The organism is Listeria aquatica, assembly GCF_014223975.1.
Lineage (GTDB): Bacteria > Bacillota > Bacilli > Lactobacillales > Listeriaceae > Listeria > Listeria aquatica.
Map to the genome: position 1 here is coordinate 188,339 of NZ_JAARRM010000003.1, position 20,642 is coordinate 208,980.

The 20,642-nt window shown below is 40.9% G+C and carries 14 protein-coding genes; 1 reads left to right on the forward strand and 13 read right to left on the reverse strand.

The genetic code is table 11. The annotated features are described in order from the left end of the window. Positions 1 to 9: 9 nt before the first annotated feature. The 8 genes from HB912_RS09565 to HB912_RS09600 all read right to left on the reverse strand — a co-directional run bounded on the left by HB912_RS09565 (position 10) and on the right by HB912_RS09600 (position 7,012). Complete coding sequence (locus HB912_RS09565) at positions 10 to 966, reverse strand: glycosyltransferase family 2 protein (protein WP_185374101.1); 957 nt, start codon at positions 964 to 966, stop codon at positions 10 to 12. Positions 967 to 1,111: 145 nt separating this feature from the next. Further along, on the reverse strand, positions 1,112 to 2,776 hold the full coding sequence (locus HB912_RS09570; RefSeq protein WP_185374103.1) for a peptide ABC transporter substrate-binding protein: 1,665 nt from the start codon (positions 2,774 to 2,776) through the stop codon (positions 1,112 to 1,114). A 154-nt stretch (positions 2,777 to 2,930) separates the two neighbouring features. Next, positions 2,931 to 3,545, reverse strand: coding sequence for a DUF1648 domain-containing protein (locus tag HB912_RS09575; protein ID WP_185374105.1), 615 nt, complete (start codon positions 3,543 to 3,545; stop codon positions 2,931 to 2,933). Positions 3,546 to 3,572: 27 nt separating this feature from the next. Next, positions 3,573 to 4,205 (reverse strand): isochorismatase family protein, encoded by a 633-nt coding sequence (locus HB912_RS09580; RefSeq protein WP_185374107.1) that lies wholly within the window; start codon positions 4,203 to 4,205, stop codon positions 3,573 to 3,575. Between the two features lie 2 nt (positions 4,206 to 4,207). Next, positions 4,208 to 4,732 carry a dihydrofolate reductase family protein gene (locus HB912_RS09585; RefSeq protein ID WP_036073249.1) on the reverse strand — a complete coding sequence of 175 codons (525 nt, stop codon included), beginning with the start codon at positions 4,730 to 4,732 and terminating at the stop codon, positions 4,208 to 4,210. After that, positions 4,722 to 5,747: a zinc-binding alcohol dehydrogenase family protein gene (locus HB912_RS09590; protein WP_185374109.1), complete on the reverse strand. Its 1,026-nt coding sequence runs from the start codon at positions 5,745 to 5,747 to the stop codon at positions 4,722 to 4,724. The genes HB912_RS09585 and HB912_RS09590 overlap by 11 nt, the downstream gene beginning before the upstream one ends. Before the next feature lie 116 nt (positions 5,748 to 5,863). Beyond that, entirely contained in the window at positions 5,864 to 6,124 is a 261-nt protein-coding gene (locus HB912_RS09595; protein ID WP_185374111.1) for a hypothetical protein, read from the reverse strand. A gap of 66 nt (positions 6,125 to 6,190) precedes the next feature. Then, positions 6,191 to 7,012, reverse strand: a complete 822-nt coding sequence (locus tag HB912_RS09600; protein ID WP_185374113.1) for an HAD family hydrolase — start codon at positions 7,010 to 7,012, stop codon at positions 6,191 to 6,193. Positions 7,013 to 7,140: 128 nt separating this feature from the next. Here HB912_RS09600 and HB912_RS09605 point away from each other — a divergent pair, with 128 nt between their 5' ends. Further along, positions 7,141 to 7,995, forward strand: a complete 855-nt coding sequence (locus HB912_RS09605; RefSeq protein WP_185374115.1) for an alpha/beta hydrolase — start codon at positions 7,141 to 7,143, stop codon at positions 7,993 to 7,995. Positions 7,996 to 8,026: 31 nt separating this feature from the next. Here the strand turns inward: HB912_RS09605 and fdhD are convergent, their stop codons facing one another. The 5 genes from fdhD to HB912_RS09630 all read right to left on the reverse strand — a co-directional run bounded on the left by fdhD (position 8,027) and on the right by HB912_RS09630 (position 20,625). Beyond that, a complete protein-coding gene (fdhD, locus tag HB912_RS09610; protein WP_185374117.1) occupies positions 8,027 to 8,824 on the reverse strand; it encodes a formate dehydrogenase accessory sulfurtransferase FdhD in 798 nt (265 codons plus the stop codon). A gap of 58 nt (positions 8,825 to 8,882) precedes the next feature. Then, on the reverse strand, positions 8,883 to 9,359 hold the full coding sequence (locus HB912_RS09615) for a helical membrane plugin domain-containing protein (protein ID WP_185374119.1): 477 nt from the start codon (positions 9,357 to 9,359) through the stop codon (positions 8,883 to 8,885). Then, the gene (fdhF, locus tag HB912_RS09620) at positions 9,352 to 12,336 is read right to left on the reverse strand and encodes a formate dehydrogenase subunit alpha (RefSeq protein WP_185374121.1); all 2,985 of its coding nucleotides are present in this window, start codon (positions 12,334 to 12,336) and stop codon (positions 9,352 to 9,354) included. The genes HB912_RS09615 and fdhF overlap by 8 nt, the downstream gene beginning before the upstream one ends. Positions 12,337 to 12,537: 201 nt before the next feature. Next, positions 12,538 to 12,813, reverse strand: coding sequence for a hypothetical protein (locus tag HB912_RS09625; RefSeq protein WP_185374123.1), 276 nt, complete (start codon positions 12,811 to 12,813; stop codon positions 12,538 to 12,540). 114 nt (positions 12,814 to 12,927) lie between these two features. Further along, positions 12,928 to 20,625, reverse strand: a complete 7,698-nt coding sequence (locus HB912_RS09630; RefSeq protein ID WP_185374125.1) for an Ig-like domain-containing protein — start codon at positions 20,623 to 20,625, stop codon at positions 12,928 to 12,930. Between the last annotated feature and the right edge of the window lie 17 nt (positions 20,626 to 20,642).

Below are 20,642 nucleotides of genomic sequence, written 5' to 3' on the forward strand. Positions count from 1 at the left end.
TTTTTCTCTCTATCCCTTCTCATTAACTGTTTCTTTGTCTTCGTTATAGCTCTCTACAAAATAAAGGGGGCGTTTCTTAACTTCCTGAAAAATCCGTCCCAAATATTCCCCAATGATACCTATACTGATAAGTTGTACGCCACCTAAAAATAGGATAATAATCATGAGTGAAGGAAAGCCACTCGTATCTGCTCCAAAAAGCAGTGTTTTGATAAATAGATAGATCATATAAATAAAAGCTGCTGCCGACACAATAAACCCACTATATGTAGAAAGTCTAAGTGGAAAAGTTGTGTAAGAAGTAATCCCTTCAAGCGCTAAGTTAATTAATGACTGGTAATTCCACTTAGATTGTCCATCGTAACGGGGAGCCGCATCAAAAGTCACTTCTATTTTCTTAAAACCAATCCAGCTGTAAAGACCTTTTGTATAACGATTGGTTTCTCGCATTTGCTTAAGCGCCTCAATACAACGTCTATCCAATAAACGAAAATCTCCCGCGTCTGGAAGAACGGGAATCCGAGCGACTTTTTGAAGAATCCGATAATACATCTTTGAAGTAGCTTTTTTAAGCCACGTTTCACCTTCACGTCGATTTCTTTTCGCATACACATCTTCATAGCCTAGTTCCCAAAGTTTAAGCATCTCTAAAATTACTTCTGGCGGATGTTGCAAATCAGCATCCATTGTAACAAGTGCATCCCCTTTAGCGTAATCAAATCCAGCAGCCATCGCAACTTCTTTCCCGTAATTACGTGACAAGTCAACAAATACAACTCGATTATCTTTTTTATGTAAAGCCTTCATCTGATCGAGAGTCCCGTCTTTACTTCCATCATTAATAAACAGCAATTCAAATGTATAGGTTTCTTTTACTTCATTCATGACTTCTACAATACGTTCATAGAGTGGCACAATCATTGTTTCTTCGTTGTATGCCGGAACAGAGATAGTCAAAAGCTTCAATTGGAATGTTCCTCCTTTAATTGTATTCGCTATCTGTCTAATGCAATTACATTCATAGTTTATCATAAAAAATTCTTTATATCACTATAATTTTAGACAAAAAAACAGCAGCTCTCAAGCTACTGTCTTTGTTTAACCTATATTCTTATTTTTTGTGTATCCATTTATAGTTTTCTGTCCCAATTGGGTATGCAATGTAATCCTTTAAAGTTGATTTTTCTAGATAGGCTCTTCCCCCTTGATAAAGAGGAATTAAAACCGCATTATCCTTTAACAAGATTTTTTCTGCTTCAAGAAGCGCATCGAATCGCTTATTCAAATCATTCGCAAGTTTCCCTTTCGCACCTAGCACCAGTTCATCATATTTTTCATTTGAAAATCCTGTATGATTCCCAGGGCTTCCAGTTAGGAATAAGTTGAGATAAGTCAAAGGATCTTGGTAATCTCCGCCCCAACCGCCAAGCAGTAATTCAAAGTCCTGCGTGACATCTGCTTTAAAACTAACTTGCGTCGGAACATTTTTTAGTTTTACTGTTAAGCCAGGTAAATTAGATTCAAGTTGATTTTGAATGAATTCAGTTTGTTTTTTTATAAGCGAGGTATCTCCCGCGGTCAAAGTAAACGTTAATTCCGTTTTACCAAGTTCCTTTAGCCCTTTTTCGAAATAAGTTTTTGCTTCATCTTTATCATAAGTCAAGAGCGGCCCATTAATCTCCCGAAAATCTTTACCATTTTCTGGACTAAACATAATCCCACCTGGAACATCTCCGTCAAGCGGTTTTGAACCATTTGCAAGTAACGTATCAACAAGCCCAGCTTTATCGATTGCCATTGCAAGACCGCGCCGAATATTTAAGTTGGCTAAATCGGTTTTCACGCCATCTTTACCTTGATTCATTTTCATGTAAACCGATCTGCCCGTTGTCATTTTATGAAACTCTTTATCATTTTCAAACTGTTTGACAAAATCGCCATCAAGTTCAACACGATCGAGTTTTCCAGTGTTATATAAATTAAGCGCTGCATTCGTATCTTTTACTACCGTTACATGAATTTTATCCGCCTTCACGTTCTTTTTATCCCAATACCTCGGGTTTTTAACGTAATCAAACGTTTGACTTGTACTATCCCAATTTTTCAAAATGAACGGTCCATTTGAAAGTAGCGTATCACTATTTGTCCCGTAACGATTACCTTCTTTTTTAAGCTGAGCCTCTTTTTGTGGGAAGAAGGTGCCTGTTGTTAGGAGTTCCTTGAAGATAGGTACTGGATTTTCCAAATCAATTTGTACGCGTTTTTTCCCAAGCGCTTTAATGCCCAGTTCACTTGGTGGAAGCTCCCCCTTTAAAATTTGCGTAGCATTCTTTACGATTTCTTCCATCTGAGGTCCATAGGCTGCTGCTGTTTTTGGATCTACTACTTTCTTCCAAGCAAACTCAAAATCTGCTGCCGTTACAGGGCTTCCATCCGACCAATTGGCGTCTTTTCGAATGTCGAAAATAAATGTCTTTCCATCATTTTTAACAGTCGGCTCTTTTTCAGCCAGCGCAAGTTCAGGTTTTCCCTTCTTATCCAAACGGTACAACCCTTCAAAAACCTGATTAACAACCTTAAAACTAGCTCCATTGTCCGCCGTAATTGGATTGACACTTGGCACAGCAGACGTTTCCATAACATTAACGATCTTGCTGTCTCCCGCCTGCTTACCTTGGTTTCCCCCTGACTTCCCTTCATTCGCACCACATGCCGAAAGTGCTAAAGCTCCAAAAATCAAACTTCCAACTAGAAATTTTTGTCCCCTTTTACGCATTTTTTTCCTCCTTATTTTTTTGTTTGCCTTTCTCCTCCTAGGAAGCGCTTTCCAAATAACTCAAAAAAGACGAAAGACTTAAAATCAAAATAAGTCTTCCGTCTTTCATTATAGTATCAACTGTATCTATTGTAAATAAAATCTGTATTAATTATCATCTTTTATTCAAGTAAACGCCCGAACCAACAACAATAATACACACTGCTGCCACCATAATCATCATAAAGTAGCTTGGATCATTTCGCATAAAGACCGCAAGAATTAAACAAGCCACACCGAAAAAGACGAGCGATGCGATCGTGATCTTTTTCCACAAATTTTTCGCATAGGCATCCGTTTTCTTGAATCCGACGAGCCGCAAAAAAAGGAAGACCTTTTTCGAATAGCTTAGATAAACAGCAAGCAACAATGTAAAAGCACTTGCCGAAAGTAACGCAAAACGCCCTGTCGGAATCTCATAACCCAGTCCATAAGCAATCAAACTTAGTTGCACAATAGCAAGTAGAACTAGCAAAAGTCGGAAACAATATTCAAATTCCAATTTACTTTCTTCTTTTACTTTCTCCTTGCCGTAATACTCCGTCCCGGTAAACATCACCATTAAAAACGGGATCAGGATAAGTCCAAGCCACTTCTGCATAAACATATCTGGAGAGAAGTCACTGCCGAAATGAACGGCCATTTCCGCCGGAAGTAGCGGATAACTAATTAGGGAAGCTGCCACCGTAATCAAAATAACCAAACTTGGAAACATCCCGATTTTTTTCATCTCCTTCACCTTCCTATACTTAAAAAATTAATTTAAAAGCACAGCGAGGTCATTCCGCGTTTCTATCAGTCTGATGTTTGGCATTTGTTCTAGCTCTTTCTTCGTCTCCTGATACCCCTCGCTTGTAAGCGCGCGTGTTGCTCCCAAGTAAACGATAACTTGGAATCCCGCTCTTTCAAGCTGAATCACAGTTGTTTTAACGCAAAAATCAAAAGCAAGTCCACCTACAATTACCGTCCCTACATCATTTTGCTTCAAAAATTCTATAACACCTGTTGAAAGCTCTTCTTTAATATCATGATAGCAAGCGCCATATGGATGCAGATCAGCTTCCATTCCCTTCCAAACAAAATAGTCATATTCTGTTGGATGCGGAAGCCCCTGAAGAAGCTCAAAGCCTTTCGTCCCCGGTTCGCAGTGCCTCACCCAAGTTAAGTCTGCATTTGGAAAGTCGAGCGGTTGAAGCATATCCTCACTTTTGTCTACCACCCAAACTGCATTTGCTGGATGGGCATCTTTACTCGCTATCCGAAAGTCAGCAAGCGTAGCCATAAATTCTAATTCTGGAACAATCTCTTCCGCTTCTGGTACCGGAAGCTCCTCTGGGCATACCGGACTGAATCCATTTTGTGCATCCACATCGAACGTTGCAATTTTCATTGTCATTCTTCCTCCAATTTTCCATAAGTTAATTGCGCAAACTCGCCGAAGCGTGTGACGTCTTCCAGTTTAAGACTGTGCGGATGGTCAGCTTCAAATAGCGGAATCCCACTCCCAAGGATAACTGGTGCAATCGTAAGCACAAATTTATCAATCGCTTCTTCTTTCAAGAATTGCCTCACAAGACCTGCACCGCCAACTAGCCAGATGTTCGCTCCTTCAATTGTTGCAAGCCAGTCCCGCACGTTTCCAGAAACAAAAGCAGCATATTCATCGGCCGAATCTGCTTTTGAACGCGAGAATACATAAACATCTTTTCTACTGTACGGAAAAGTATCTGTGAGCGAGAAAACTTGCTGGTAAGTCGTGCGTCCCATCACGACGGTATCTACACTATCAAAAAAAGCTTCGTAGCCACTATCCCCCGCGCTTTGGATTTTCTCAAGCCATTCTACGCTCCCTAGTTCATCCGCAATATAACCATCTAAGCTGACTGCAATATAGAGTGAGACACGTTTACTTGTCATCTTCATCAAATCCTTTCACAACCAGTTTTCCGATCATTTTGCCGGATTCCACAATTTTATGTGCTTCTCGCATTGTTTCCGCATTAATCGGTGTCAATACCTTCGTTAGCGTACTTTTTAGTTCTCCCGATTCAAAAAGCACTCGCGCCTTTTCTAAAATTTCATGTTGTCGAATTTGGTCAGCCATTTGATATTTGGATCGTGTAAACATAAACTCATAATGAAAACCTGCACTTTTATCTTTAAGGATGCTCATTTGAACAGGATGGCTAAGCTCAACAATCGAACAGATTTGCCCTTCAGGCTTGATCGCCTGCTCCATCGCTTCAAAATGTCGATAGGTATCATGCAAACACAAAATATAATCCACGTGTGGAAATCCAATTTTCATAAGCTCCTCTGGGATCGACAAATGATGATCAATCACAAAATCAGCCCCGTGCTGCTTTACCCAGTCAATCGTTTCTGGCCGGCTCGCAGTCGCGATCACCTCTAGACCCGAAAACTTGGCGAGTTGCACTGCAATTGAACCTACACCACCTGCACCATTAATGATCAAAATGGATTTCCCTTTATCTTTTTCTGGTGTAATGAGCAGTCTATCAAACAAAGCTTCCGAAGCTGTAAGAGTCGTAAGCGGCATCGCAGCTGCTTCCGAAGCTGTTAAATTCTGTGGTTTGTGCGCCGCTAGCCGCTCATCAATCCTTGTATATTCCGCATTACTTCCCTGTCTTGTCACATCACCTGCAAAATATACCTCATCGCCAACAGCGAACAAATTGACATCACGCCCCACTTTTACAACTTCTCCAACTGCATCATAGCCAAGAACCCGCGGTGTTGCTTCAACCCGCTCTTTTGGCGCACGCTGCTTGGTATCCACTGGATTAACTGATACCGCTTTGACGCGAACCAGTAAATCTCGTGCCTCTGGAACAGGTACTTCAAGTTCAAGGTCCAGTAAACTCTCAGAATCCTCAATATCCAAATACCGATAAAGTCCTACCGCTTTCATCCTCTTCACCCTTTCTTCCTTTTTCTATTCCCCGATCTCACTAAAATAAAGCTTCTAATTTTAAATTCAAAAAAAGCCTGCTTAGAAATGGCTCCTAAACAAGCTTTTTCACTATCTCAACTTTTTTCATCTAGCAAGTGACTATCGCTGAATTTTACTTTAGCTTCATATTCTGGCGTTTTCCATTTCAATTTTCTTCCAATCGCTTTTTCATCGCTCCTAAAAAGTAGTTCACTCCCCTTTTTAAGTAGCGGAATCGCGATGATGACACCCACAAGCGTCAAAATAGCAATAAACGCAACAAAAAACAAACTGAGACTCACCGCAATCACAAAAGCTTTCTTCAAGAAATACCCAAGATCAAAACTTTCTTCCATCTTCATCAGCTCCTCACATTTACTTCTACACTCATCATATCATGAAGCAAAAGAAGGAAGCGACTGCTAGCCCTTCAGGATTTCGTCGCGAACAAATTGCGCAAGTCCGCCAGCATCATTATCCGTCGTGATAAAGTCTGCTTTTTCGCGTGCAAGCTCAATCCCGTTTCCCATCGCAACACCGACTTTTGCGAGTTCGATCATGCCAACATCATTTTCGTTATCCCCAAATGCAGCCGTTTCCGCAAGATCGAGATAACCATGTTCCGCTAGGTAGCGCAAACCATGAGCTTTATCAATTCCCTTATTCATAATATCCACCAAGTTTTTCCCAGAGGACATCACAGACAAATCAAATCGATCCAAGGCATCCTTCACTTTCTTGCGCTTATTTTCGTCTTCATCAACTGCTAAAATTTTAAGCGGAAATTCACCTTCACTAAGCTCTTCAAGCGGTATTTTCGTGAGCGTGATTGGCACTTGTTCATTTTCTGGAAGCTGCTTATTTTGCTCATTAAAGAAAGCAATTTTCCCAGTATTCGAAGGCCCTAAAATTCGTTCCGTTGTGTAAATATGGTAATCGACTTCTAGCTCAGCAAGCACGGCGAGAACGGCTTCAATCGTTTCGAGCGCCAAACTACTTTTATATAAAATTTCTCCCGTTGTAAAATCGCGAACGAGCCCGCCGTTACACGAAATCACTGGAAGGGTGATTTTTAGTTCATGAATAAACGGTAAAATTGCCAAATCCAGCCGTCCTGTTGCCAAAAAAAGTTTTTTTCCGGATTTTTGCCAGTCCAAAAGAACCGCTTTGTTGTTCGCTTCTATCTGATCTCCTTTAGTGACAAGCAGCGTTCCATCCATATCCGTTACAATCGTATTTATCATTCTTTTACACGTCCTTCTTTCAGGTTCAGTCTACTCGAATTATAGCCCGAAATGACCAGTTTGTCACGCCTGCTTCTCGTTAATATGCTATAATAAAGCCAAATTTTCAAAATCTGGAGGTCATTCTTTTGCGCAACTGCCTAAAAATCCTTTTCCTTACTGCTCTGCTTTTTCTCGTAGCCGGTTGTTCCGAGCCAGAAACACTCGAAGCGCCAGATTCCGTCAATTTGAGCAACACCGTCCCGATCATTCTTGTCCATGGGAGTGGCGGAAATGAGCACACGCTTGATGAAATCAGCGAAAACCTACGAGATAAATACCATTTTTCGAACGAGAAACTAGAGGTTTTAATTAGCTCGAAAGGCGAGCTCTCGTATCGGGGAAAACTGACCAAAAATTCGAAACATCCTATTATCGCGGTGGCGTTTGAAGACAATGAGGCTCCTATTAGCGACTGGGCAAAGTGGCTCCGAATTGCGACAGACGACCTTGAAAAGCACTTTAAGTTCAAGAAAATGGATGGCGTGGGCTATTCAAACGGCGGCTTAGCGCTTTCTGCTTACGTACAGGGCAATCAAGCAACTCCGCGTTTTCAAAAAATCATCACACTTGGGGCACCATTTAACGACTTAAGTGAGGAAGACAATGCGGGCGGAGCCAATTTTAAAAAGGTTGCGCATCAAACAGCAATGCTCAAGAGTTTTCTATCCAAAAAGAAGCAAAATCCAAGCGATTTAGAATTTCTTTCGATTGCAGGCATTTCAGATGCTGAGCACAATACAGATAGCGTTGTCCCGCTTCAAAGTGCACTTTCTTCGCGACTCATTTTTGACAACATCCACGTATACATGGAAAAAGTCGAACGCGGCGAAGAAGCGAGTCATCATGCCATCTATAAATCCGCGGAGTCCATCCAACTCATTTACTGGTTCCTAGCTGAATACACCTCCCCAGAAAAAAACGTATATCAACTGGCCAACTAAAAACTGCAGCTCTAAGATAGAGCTGCAGTTTTTAGTTTTCTATCAAAATTCGTTCTGGACGACTATAAATATTCATGGTTTCATCTCGGATAAAACCAACAGCAGTAATTCCCAGTTCCTCTGCCATTTGAATTGCGAGTTCTGTCGGAGCAGAACGAGACAAAATAATGCCGCATCCAATTTTAGCAGTTTTCACTAAAATCTCTGAAGAAATCCGACCGCTGAAAATCACAATTTTATCATTTACGCTCATTCCCGCTTCCAAGCAGTACCCATAAATCTTATCAAGCGCATTGTGCCGCCCAATATCCATCCGCGTAAGCAAAACTTCTTCTACCGAACACAAACCGGCATTATGCACTCCGCCTGTCCGGTGAAACGTCTGCGAAGCTTCCTCAAAGTCCATCATCAATCGAAAAATCGTTTCCGGCTTTAAGCTAATCGAAGTCTCATTAAAGCTTTCAAGCAAGGATGCATCCGATTGAAAATAGAAATTTTCACGCGATTTCCCGCAACAAGAGGTAATATAACGCTTCGCACGATATTTCGCATTAAATTTGTTAACAAAATTCGCCGTCACATAAGCATGCCCCGTTGATTCTACAATTTCAATTTGATCCACATCTTGTACGCCACGAATGACACCTTCTGAAGTTAAAAAACCAATGACTAGATCTTCCAAATACTCCGGTGTACAAACAATCGTAACGAGCTCTTCTCGGTTCACATAGATAGTCAGCGGGTATTCCACCGCAACAAGTGCTTCTTGATCACGCTTCACTTCCCCGCGTTCATAACGAACCATTTTTTCGCTTGCACTTGTCTCCATCACGCTCCCCCTTTCAAGAAAAGACCCCCAAACAAAATTGACTTGGAGGCCCTCTTCGTTATTTTAATCCTTTACCCATTTCCTTCAGAAAAGCAATGCCATAACGTAATGCCCGGTTCACATCCGGATCTTTCATCGCCTTCACTAAACCGAACAATCCAACAATCGATTCATCTTTTGCCGCTTTATCTGCCTCGCTCGCAGCACTTTTCATTTGACCAATCATCGCTTCCGTTTGTTCAGGTTTCGTTTCCGTAAGCAATTGACCAGAAATCATCAAATTATTGATCGCATTCGTCGTTGGTTCTTTGCGCCATTCATTTAAGAAAGTTTTAGCGATATCTTCTTTCGCTTTCATTGCACTGTTTACTGCTTCAAGCGCTCCTGCATCGTGAAGCAATTTAACAAACTCCAAAATTTCTTTAAAGCCCGACTCATCTTGTGCGATAGTTTGTTTTAGTTCTTCTAATTGTTCCGCTTCCTTTTCTTCCGGAGAAGGTGAAACATCACGAATTTTTGAAATTGGTTCAGCCATTTTCTTTCTCTCCTTTACAACCGCAGCTTCCGCCACAAGCACAATTCACTTTTGAAATTGGAACATAGTCATTTCGTTTCCATTTCCGTTCTACTTCCACGCCTTGTTGCGGATAACGTTTGCGGTTCCGCGGATTATGATCAGGAAGTGGGTTTTTACCTTCTTTTTGCAACACTTCCATCGCAACTTTCGTTTGTTTAAACGCTGGCGTCTTCGTACGAACATCTCCCGTACTACTTGTTAGCAAGTTTACAGCCGTTTCACTACTTACAGAGTGCATTGGCACATAGACTTCCTTGCCTTTCATCCGATCCGTTACAACCGCGCGCAATTTAATATGTCCATACGGCGAGCTTAGACGAACGAGCGAGCCACTTTCAACGCCACGTTCTTTTGCAAGTTCTGGCGAAACCTCAACAAATACCTCTGGAAGTTTATAATCCAGACCCTTCGATTTGTCCGTCAAGTTCCCTTCATGGAACTGCTCTAGCAAACGCCCATTATTGAGCTGCAAGTCATAATCATCCGGGAATTCAATTGGCGGTACATAAGGAAGTGTCGAGAATTGCGCTTTTCCATCAGGGAAATTAAATCTTTCCTTATAAAGAAGCGGCATATCTTGACCCGTTTCATCAACCGGCCAAACTAAACTATCAAAGCCTTGCATCCGGTCATAACTTACGCCACGGAAAAATGGTGCGAGACTTGCAATTTCGTCCATAATTTCGCTAGGGTGACTGTAATTCCAGTCCGCTCCACAAGCACGTGCTACTTCTTGCGTAATCCACCAGTCAGGTTTCGAATCACCAAGCGGCTTCATAACTTCATATAGACGCTGAACCCGGCGTTCTGTGTTCGTAAACGTTCCTTCTTTTTCAAGAGAAGGCGAAGCTGGTAAAACAATATCAGCAAATTGCGCCGTTTTTGAAAGAAAGACATCTTGTACGACAAGAAAATCAAGTTTTGCGAGTGTATCTTGAACATGATTCGAGTTTGAATCCACCCAAGCCATTTCTTCACCAACTAGATACATACCGTGCAACGTGCCTGCTTCAATCGCATCAAGCATTTCGTTATTTTTCAGACCTGGAGTTTCCGAAATTGAGACCCCATATTCCGCTTCAAAGCGAGCTCTTACATCAGCATCACCAATTGGTTGCACGCCAGGAAGTACATTTGGAAGTGAGCCCATATCACAAGCACCTTGAACATTATTGTGTCCGCGAAGTGGGAATGCCCCAGCTCCATTTCTTCCGTAGTTTCCGGTAACAAGAAGTAGATTTGAGATAGCAGACGAAGTATGCGAACCAGCAATATTTTGCGTAACGCCCATTCCCCAACAAATTGAAGTCCCGTCTGCTTCGTGAACCATTTCGGCAATTTCTTTAAGCGTATCTACAGAAAGCCCCGTTTCTTGTTCCGCATATTGCAACGTAAACGGTGCTAAGAATTCCAAATACTCATCCACATTCGAAATACGTTCATTCATAAAGGCTTCATCATGCCAGCCTTGGTCAATGATGTACTTCGCGACCGCCGTTAACCAAACAAAGTCCGTTCCTTGTTTTGGTCGAACAAATTTATCTGCTCGCTCTGCCATTTCGTGTTTACGCAAATCTGAAACAAACAGTTTTGCACCATTATATTTGTGCGCCCGCTTGATTCGACTCGCGATAACCGGATGCCCATCCGCAGGCGAACAGCCAACAAGCATGATTAGTCCTGCCGATTCAATATCTTCAACCGTTCCCGAATCCGCCCCGATTCCAACTGTCCGAGTAAGACCATCAGAAGCCGGCGCTTGGCAGTACCGCGAGCAGTTATCCACATTATTCGTTTCAAAAACTTGGCGCGACAACTTTTGCACTAAATAGTTCTCTTCATTTGTAGTCTTCGAAGAACTGATGAATCCAAGTGCATCACTGCCATATTTTGCCTGAATTTCCCGCAACCTCGTTCCGATCGTTTCAAGCGCTTTTTCCCAACTAACCGGTACAAATTCGTCACCTTCCCGCATGAGTGGTGAAGTTAGACGTTTTTTGTCATTCACAAAGTCCCAGCCGAACTTCCCTTTCACACAAGTTGCAAACTTATTAACCGGACCTTCGCCTGTTGGTTCCACTTTCAAAATTTTACGATCTTTCGTCCAAACTTCAAACGTACAACCCACACCACAGAACGTACAAACCGTTTTCGTTTTCTTCGTCCGTGTATCACGCATCGCCGCTTCAACTTCAGAAACCGCAAAAACCGTTTGATAGTTCGGTTCCACTTTTTTCACAAGATCAATCATCGGATCAAGTACATCTTCGTCTATCCCCGTCATAAATCCAGCCTGCCCGAGCATGGATTTCTCCATCATCGCGTTACAAGGACAAACCGTTGAACACAACCCGCAAGAAACGCAAGATGAGAGGTTCGCCGGTTTATCATCATCCCAGATCACTCTTGGCTGATCTCTTTCCCAATCGATCGATAATGTTTCATTTACTTGAACACTTTGGCAAGCTTCCACGCAGCGTCCGCAAAGAATACACTGGTCTGGATCATAGCGATAAAACGGATGCGAAAAATCATTCAGGTAGCCTTTTTCGCGATAAGGGCGCGATTGCCCTTCAACACCTAGAAGTTCCGTTGTATTATGTACACGACAATTCCCGTTATTATTATCGCAAACCGTACAGTACAACAAATGATTTTCCAAAATCCGGTCCATCGCTTCTAGCTGGGCATCCGTTGCTTTTTCCGAATCCGTTTCAATTTGCATCCCCGACTTAAATTCAGTACTGCACGCACGCATCAATTCGCCGTCCACTTCGCACATACAAGTATCGCAAGACTGGATAGGTCCCATTTGCTCACTATAGCAAATATGCGGATGTTTTATTTCTTGTTCATTCAGATAGTCTAAAATTCGTTGCCCTTCATCCACTTCATGAGGCTTCCCGTTAATCTGAACGGTGATTCTTTCTGCCATAAAAGCTCCTCCTCCTTACTATTTAAGAAAACGATTACATACTTTTTATTATATCAGCTTTTATGTGAATTATACAGTAAAAACTTAATTGAGAACGCTTATCAAATAGCATGATATAGCCAATTTCACCATCTTGAGTGATTGTTCAAATAAAAAAAAGCTGCAACCGGGAATATATACCCGATTACAGCATTCTTCTAACTATTTTCCGAAAAAATCTTTGACGTTGTTTAACAAATCAGTAGGTGAGCCTAGCTGTTCCCCGATAGAATTTTTCACTTCATCCACCTTGTCGCTAAGACCGCCCGTTATTTCACTTGGATCAACTTGTTCAACAGTTTCCGTCACTTTATCCGTACCTGCTTCAACTTGATTCGTCACTTCGTCTGCGCTTTCCGAAATTTGTTCGCCAGTGCCACCGAGGAATTCCGAAAGCTTGTCCCCGGCCAAGTTTTTCAATTGATCAAATAGCGGCATAAAAACGCCTCCTTCGGTTTTGTTTGCCATCAAGCATAACACAGAATTCGAAGTTTCTCGTTCCTACAGACAATTTGTCAAACAACTTTAATAAAATTTACAATCCCTCAAAAATCATTTTGTATCCATCACAATATCCGCATCCGGAATTGAAGCTGGCGAATATGGATTACTTGGTGTTTGCCATTTCAAGTGGAAGTAAGAAACTGGCGCCTCCTTGTTAAAATGTTCCGTTGTAATCTTAATCGTTTGCCCAGCTTGTAAGTAGCGGAAGTTTGATAGAGCTCCACCAATCACATTATCATGATCAATAATTTTTTCATCATCTAAATAAACGGTTCCAGCGTCATCTGTCTCAACAGAGAAAGTATATCTACCCGTTTCTTTAACTGTCACATATCCAACTTTTTTCACTTTATAATAATCCGTTCCAAGGCCTGGATATGGCTCTTCGTTGTTGTAATCGTCGTCAAAGTTTGTGGCAGTTCCCGTTCCTTTCTCGACAAAGTAACCAAGTGATCTTGGATAATCGTAGAAAGTAACGCCAACTCCTTGACTCACTTTTTTAGTAACGGTCACTTGAACAGTTGCAGTGATGCCATTGGATGTGCGTACCGTAATCGTTGTCTTTCCAGGTGCCTTGGCTACCCAATTTCCTGATTGATCTATCGTCATGATTTCTGGATTTGCACTTGTATAAGTTAATGTCTTGTCAGTCGCATTACTTGGTAAGATGCTCACATTTAGCTTACCTGTATCCCCAACGATTTGGTTCAACTCTTTTGGCTCCACTGTAATGCTTTCCACTGGAATATCTTTTGCTTTAACTGTTACTTGAACATAAGCTGTAACTCCATTAGAAGCACGCACCGTAATCGTTGTCTTACCTGGAGCTTTAGCTACCCAATTTCCTGATTGATCTATCGTCATAATCTCTGGATCGGCACTCGTATATGTCAACGTCTTGTCAGTCGCATTACTTGGTAAGATGCTCACATTTAGCTTACCTGTATCCCCAACGATTTGGTTCAACTCTTTTGGCTCCACTGTAATGCTTTCCACTGGAATATCTTTTGCTTTAACTGTTACTTGAACATAAGCTGTAACTCCATTAGAAGCACGCACCGTAATCGTTGTCTTACCTGGAGCTTTAGCTACCCAATTTCCTGATTGATCTATCGTCATAATCTCTGGATCGGCACTCGTATATGTCAACGTCTTGTCAGTCGCATTACTTGGTAAGATGCTCACATTTAGCTTACCTGTATCCCCAACGATTTGGTTCAACTCTTTTGGCTCCACTGTAATGCTTTCCACTGGAATATCTTTTGCTTTAACTGTTACTTGAACATAAGCTGTAACTCCATTAGAAGTACGCACCGTAATCGTTGTCTTACCTGGAGCTTTAGCTACCCAATTTCCTGATTGATCTATCGTCATAATCTCTGGATCGGCACTTGTATAAGTTAATGTCTTGTCAGTCGCATTACTTGGCGAGATGGTCACATTTAGTTTACCTGTATCCCCAACGATTTGATTCAATTCTTTTGGTTCCACTGTGATGTTTTCCACTGGAACGTCTTTTGTTTTGACAGTCACTTGAACAAAGGACATCAAGCCATTTTTTGTCGTTACAATCAAAGTTGTTTTACCAACAGATTTTGCTATCCAATTTCCGTCTTTATCTACTGTCATAATCTCTGGATTAGCGCTTGTGTAAGTTAACGACTTGTCAGTCGCGTTACTTGGTAAGATGGTCACATTTAGTTTACCTGTATCCCCAACAATTTGGTTCAACTCTTTCGGCTCAACCGTAATGCTTTCTACAGGAATATCTTTTGCTTTAACCGTTACTTGAACTTCAGCAGTAAGTCCATTCGCTGTTTTTACTGTAATTGTTGTTTTACCGGGCGCTACTGCTTTCCAGTTGCCATCTTTATCTATTGTCATAATTTCTGAGTTCGCACTTGTATAAGTTAATGTTTTATCTGTTGCATTGCTTGGTGTGATGGTCACATTTAACTTACCTGTATCCCCAACAATTTGGTTTAACTCTTTTGGTTCAACTGTAATACTTTCCACTGGTACATCTTTCGCCTTGACTGTTACTTGAACATAGGCAGTAATGCCGTTCGCAGCTTTTACTGTAATCGTTGTCTTACCAGGTGCTTTGGCTACCCAATTTCCAGCTTGATCTATTGTCATAATCTCTGGATCAGCACTCGCGTAAGTTAACGACTTGTCAGTCGCGTTACTTGGTGTGATGGTCACATTTAGCTTACCTGTATCCCCGACAATTTGATTTAATTCCTTCGGCTTGACTGTGAGACTTTCTACAGGAATAGACTTATCTTTTAGCATTGCATCAATTCCAGTAATCGAATCTGTTCCAGTCAAATCATAAAAATTCGAAACCCCATCTTCACTAAACGAACTTGGGACTGCGATTTCTTTTCCATCAGGAATATTTAATTTCAAATAGTAAGTGCCTTTAGGCAAGTTATTGAATACATATTTACCAGAAATCCCTGTAACTGTTTGTCCAAGAGCTTTTCCGTCAGAACTATATAATGTGACTGTTAAACCATTATATCCAAGTCCTGAAGACTTATCTTTTATAGTTCCTGAAAGCGAAGATTTTTCTTGTGGATTTACTGTCACTTGAACTTCGGCAGTAAGACCATTCGCTGTTTTCACCGTAATTGTCGTCTTACCGGGTGCTACCGCTACCCAGTTGCCATCTTTATCTACTGTCATAATCTCTGGATTTGCACTTGTAAAGGTTAAGCTTTGATCTGTCGCATTATTTGGTGAGATCGTTACATTTAACTTACCTGCATCCCCAACAATTTGGTTGAGTTCTTTCGGCTCGACTGTAATACTTTCCACTGGAATGTCTTTCGCTTTAACCGTTACTTGAACTTCAGTAGTAAGTCCATTCGCCGCTTTCACTGTAATTGTTGTCTTACCGGGCGCTACCGCTTTCCAGTTGCCATCCTTATCTACCGTCATAATCTCTGGGTTCGCACTTGTATAAGTTAATGTTTTATCTGTTGCATTGCTAGGCGTGATCGTCACGTTTAACTTACCTGTATCGCCAACGATTTGGTTGAGTTCTTTCGGCTCGACTGTAATTCCTTCAACTGGAATATCCTTATCCTTAAGTGTCGCATCAATTTCAGTTATAGAATTTGTTCCAGTTAAATCATAGAAACTCGATACGCCATCGCTACCAAATGAACTTGGAATCGTAATTTCTTTTTCTGTAGGAACCATCAACTTCAAATAATAAGTTCCCTTTGGCAAATTACTAAACACATAGCTCCCAGAAACTCCGGTGACTGTTTGTCCAATTGGTTTTCCATCAATGCTGTATAAAATGACCGTTAACCCGCTATAACCAATCCCTGAAACTTTATCTTTTACAGTTCCTGAAAGTGAAGATTTTTCTTGCGGATTTACTGTCACTTGCACTTCAGCAGTAAGACCATTCGCTGTTTTCACCGTAATCGTCGTCTTACCTGGCGCCACCGCTTTCCAGTTGCCATCTTTATCTACTGTCATAATTTCTGGATTAGCACTCGTATATGTCAACGTTTTGTCAGTCGCATTGCTAGGTGTGATTGTTACATTTAGCTTGCCAGTATCGCCAACAATTTGGTTGAGTTCTTTCGGTTCAACAGTAAGACTCTCTACCGGGATCTCTTTTGCTTTGACCGTGACTTGCACTTCTGCCGTTAGCCCATTTGCTGTTTTTACCGTAATCATTGTTTTACCTGGCGCCACAGCTTCCCAGTTACCGTCTTTATCCACTGTCATAATCTCTGGATTAGCGCTTGTATACGTCAAGCTTTTGTCGGTTGCGTTGCTTGGGGTAATGGTTACATTTAGTTTGCCTTTATCCCCAACAGTTTGATTAAGTTCCTTTGGCTCAACGGTAATCCCTGTCACCGGAATCTCTTTATCTTTAAGCGTTGCATCAATTCCAGTTACAGAGTTTGCTCCAGTCAAATCGTAGAAACTCGATACACCATCCCCACCAAATGAACTTGGAATTGCGATTTCTTTTCCTGATGGAATCGTTAATTTTAAATAATAAGTTCCTTTTGGAAGATTATTAAATGCGTAGCTACCAGAAACCCCGGTAACCGTTTGTCCAATTGGTTTTCCATCAAAGCTGTACAAAACAATGGTTAAGCCACTATAACCGATTCCTGAAACTTTATCTTTTACAGTCCCTGAAAGTGAAGATTTTTCTTGTGGAGTTACTGTTACTTGAACTTCGGCAGTGAGTCCATTCGCTGTTTTCACCGTAATTGTTGTTTTACCTGGCGCTACGGCTTTCCAGTTGCCATCTTTATCCACCGTCATGATTTCCGGGTTCGCACTCGTAAAGGTTAAGCTTTGATCCGTCGCATTATTTGGCGTGATCGTTACATTTAACTTACCTGTATCCCCAACGATTTGATTCAATTCTTTCGGTTCTACTGTAATGCTTTCTACAGGAATCTCTTTCGCTTTGACTGTAACTTGCACTTCTGCCGTTAAGCCGTTCGCTGTTTTCACGGTAATCGTTGTTTTACCAGGTGCCACCGCTACCCAGTTCCCATCTTTATCCACTGTCATAATTTCCGGATTCGCACTTGTATAAGTTAGCGTCTTATCCGTTGCATCGCTTGGTGTAATCGTTACATTTAACTTACCAGTATCTCCAACAATTTGGTTGAGTTCTTTCGGCTCAACCGTAAGATTTTCTACAGGTACTTCTTTGTCTTTCAAAGTTGCGTCAATTCCGGTAATAGAATTTACTCCTGTTACATCATAAAAACCAGATACACCATCGCCACCAAACGAACTTGGGGTTGTGATTTCTTTACCTGCTGGAATACTTAATTTTAAATAATAAGTTCCTTGCACTAAACTATCAAACAAATAACTTCCTGTTGAGCTTGTGACTGTTTGGCCGATTGGTTTCCCCGTAATATCATAAAGAATGACAGTTAGTCCGCTATAGCCTAAGCCCGATGTTTTATCCTTAACAGTACCTGCAAGTGAAGATTTTTCTTTCTGCTTAACAGTAACTTGAACTTCAGCTGTTAAACCATTCGCTGTTTTCACGGTAATCGTTGTTTCACCTGGTCCAACAGCCTTCCAGTTCCCATCTTTATCCACTGTCATAATTTCTGGATTCGCACTTGTGTAAGTCAAGGTTTGATTTGTTGCATTACTTGGTGTGAATGTTACTTTTAGTTTGCCTGTATCCCCCACAACTTGGTTCAATTCTTTCGGTTCAACAGTTATACCCGTTACAGGAACATCTTTATCCCGTAAAGTCGCGTCAATACCAACAATTGTGTTACTACCTGTTATTTCATAGAAACCTGATACACCATCACCGCCAAAACCATTTGAATAAAAAATTTCTTTACCTGTTGGTATGTTCAGTTTGATGTAATAAGTTCCTTTTTCCAAATTCGCAAAAGAATACGCACCACTTGCGTCCGTTTGGACTGTTGCTTGTTTTATTCCATTTGCAGAATACAAATCTAATGCAACATCACCGTATCCACCTACATTTAACAAATTAATTTTTCCAGATAAACTAGACTGATTGGCTGGAACTTTTTTCTTTAGCGCCGCATTATAATCAGCAGCTTTACTTTTACCATCTACGTAAATATAGGCTGTCGTTAAATCTTGATAGAATTTCTCTGAGCTACCTAATTCATAGCCTTCCGGAGCTGTTAGTTTCAAATAATAATAGCCCGCTTTCAGATCGTCAAATGAATAACTTCCATCCGCACTCGTCACGGTCGAAACACTTTCACCAGTACTTGCATAAAAGAGCGAGACTTTCACTTGACTCATCCCAATGTTTCCATTTGATAAGTCTGTAATTTTCCCACTTATCGCCGAACTTTTCGGATTAGCAACATCAACAATCGCATTAACATCACTAATATTTTGAGTCCCATCTACCTTAAGATAACCTGTTTGACTTTGGAAAAAATAATTAGAAGAAACAAATTTATAACCATCTGGTACTTCTAATTTGACGTAATAATCCATTGCCGACAAACCGCCAAAGTCATAAAGACCATCGCTTGTAGTAGTTTGTGTTCCAACAATTTCTCCATTCCATCTGTAAAGCGTTAACCGCGCATTCGCAACCCCAACATTATTCGAATCCACGATTTTACCACCAATATGAGAATTTGCCTTACTTCTTACAACGACATCAATGGTTTTACTCGCTCCACCTTCTGCTGTTACTGTAATTGTTGTAGTTCCTGGATTTTTCGCTGTCCATACTCCAGTAACAGGATCTACAGAAATAATTCCGAGATTCCCAACCGTATACGTAACTTTTTTGTGATTTGTATTCGCTGGTTCAAATGTCGTCGTAATGTTACCTGTATCCCCTGTTATCGCATCAATTTTGCTTGGCGTAACAGTAATAGACGAAGCATATACATCTTTTTCTTTCAACTGCAAATTAATGCCTGACAAGATGTTACTTCCATCCACTTTTAAATAACCTGTTTTTCCGGTTGTATCAAAATAGCCGTTTCCATTTTTAACCTCATAATCTTTTGGAATTGAAACAGAAACATAGTAATTCCCTTTTTTCAATCCGGTAAATGAGTAGGAACCCGTTTGAGAAGTCGTCGTACTTCCAATAACTTTATCCGTTCCAACTTCAATCAGTGAAACACTTATACCACTAAAACCCGTGCCATCACTTTTAGAAATAATCCCATTAATAGCAGAATTCTTCGTTTCCACTACCGTAACGTCTACATATGCAACCTGTTCTGGATTGCTTACACTAGATACTTTGATTCTAGTTGTTCCTGCAGCTTTTGCGACCCAATTTCCGACACTATCCACGCTAATAATTGAGCTATCTTCTGAGGTATATAAAACCTCTTTATTACTTGCATTGATCGGTAAAACATTAGCCGTAATTTTTCCTTTGTTTCCAACTTCCTCATAAAGCTTATCTGGTGTCACGGTTAATCCTGTAACAGGAACATTTTCATAAAGGGCTAAATTAATATTCTGTCTATTGTCTCCTGAATTTAAGAAAAGAGGAATACTTTTACCCGTGTTATCGAAGTTACTATTTTTAATAACTTGATATTTTGGCGGTACAGAAATGGTTCGCACTTCATAAGTTTGACCCGTTGTTATTTTCTTAAAAAGGTATTTACCCGTCGTGTCAGATTTAACAGTTTGTAGCGGCGTAGAACTTCCAGATAAATACAAACCTAATTCTATCCCTGGAATTCCTTTTTCTGAGCCATCTTGCACACCATTTTTATTTTCATCACCAAACACTAAACCTGATACCATCGCTGTTGTAGGGTACAATCCTCCCCAACCTTCTGTGAAAACCTGACCTTCACTAATTGAAAAGTAACCCGAATTTCCATCTGGTCCAAATCCAAGTGAGCCTTGTGTGAACAACTTATAGCCTTCAGGTGCTTTAACATTCAAATAATATCTACCAGCTGGTAGATTAGCGAAATTATATTTACCCGATGCGTCTGTTTCTTGAGTTCCCACTGCTTTCAGTGTACTCGCATCATACAATGTCACAGTAACTCCCGGAACACCTGCTTCATCGGGATCTTGCGTATAGTTTCCATTTAAATCTTCGAAAAAAGTTGCACTAACAGAAGCCGTCCCGGCCTTGCCAAGACTTTTACCGCTCGAGCGTTCCACAGCGAATGCAGAAATGCTAGGCGCCAAAATATTCATAATCATTAGTACTGTGAGCCAAATGTTAATCAATCTAAGCTTTTTCAAAAAAATATTCACCTCTT

Coding starts and splice junctions, on each gene's coding strand:
- HB912_RS09570 (WP_185374103.1), bottom strand. CDS start 2,776: ATGCGTAAAAGGGGACAAAAATTTCTAGTTGGAAGTTTGATTTTTGGA.
- HB912_RS09575 (WP_185374105.1), bottom strand. CDS start 3,545: ATGAAAAAAATCGGGATGTTTCCAAGTTTGGTTATTTTGATTACGGTG.
- HB912_RS09580 (WP_185374107.1), bottom strand. CDS start 4,205: ATGAAAATTGCAACGTTCGATGTGGATGCACAAAATGGATTCAGTCCG.
- HB912_RS09585 (WP_036073249.1), bottom strand. CDS start 4,732: ATGACAAGTAAACGTGTCTCACTCTATATTGCAGTCAGCTTAGATGGT.
- HB912_RS09590 (WP_185374109.1), bottom strand. CDS start 5,747: ATGAAAGCGGTAGGACTTTATCGGTATTTGGATATTGAGGATTCTGAG.
- HB912_RS09595 (WP_185374111.1), bottom strand. CDS start 6,124: ATGGAAGAAAGTTTTGATCTTGGGTATTTCTTGAAGAAAGCTTTTGTG.
- HB912_RS09600 (WP_185374113.1), bottom strand. CDS start 7,012: ATGATAAATACGATTGTAACGGATATGGATGGAACGCTGCTTGTCACT.
- fdhD (WP_185374117.1), bottom strand. CDS start 8,824: ATGGAGACAAGTGCAAGCGAAAAAATGGTTCGTTATGAACGCGGGGAA.
- HB912_RS09615 (WP_185374119.1), bottom strand. CDS start 9,359: ATGGCTGAACCAATTTCAAAAATTCGTGATGTTTCACCTTCTCCGGAA.
- fdhF (WP_185374121.1), bottom strand. CDS start 12,336: ATGGCAGAAAGAATCACCGTTCAGATTAACGGGAAGCCTCATGAAGTG.
- HB912_RS09625 (WP_185374123.1), bottom strand. CDS start 12,813: ATGCCGCTATTTGATCAATTGAAAAACTTGGCCGGGGACAAGCTTTCG.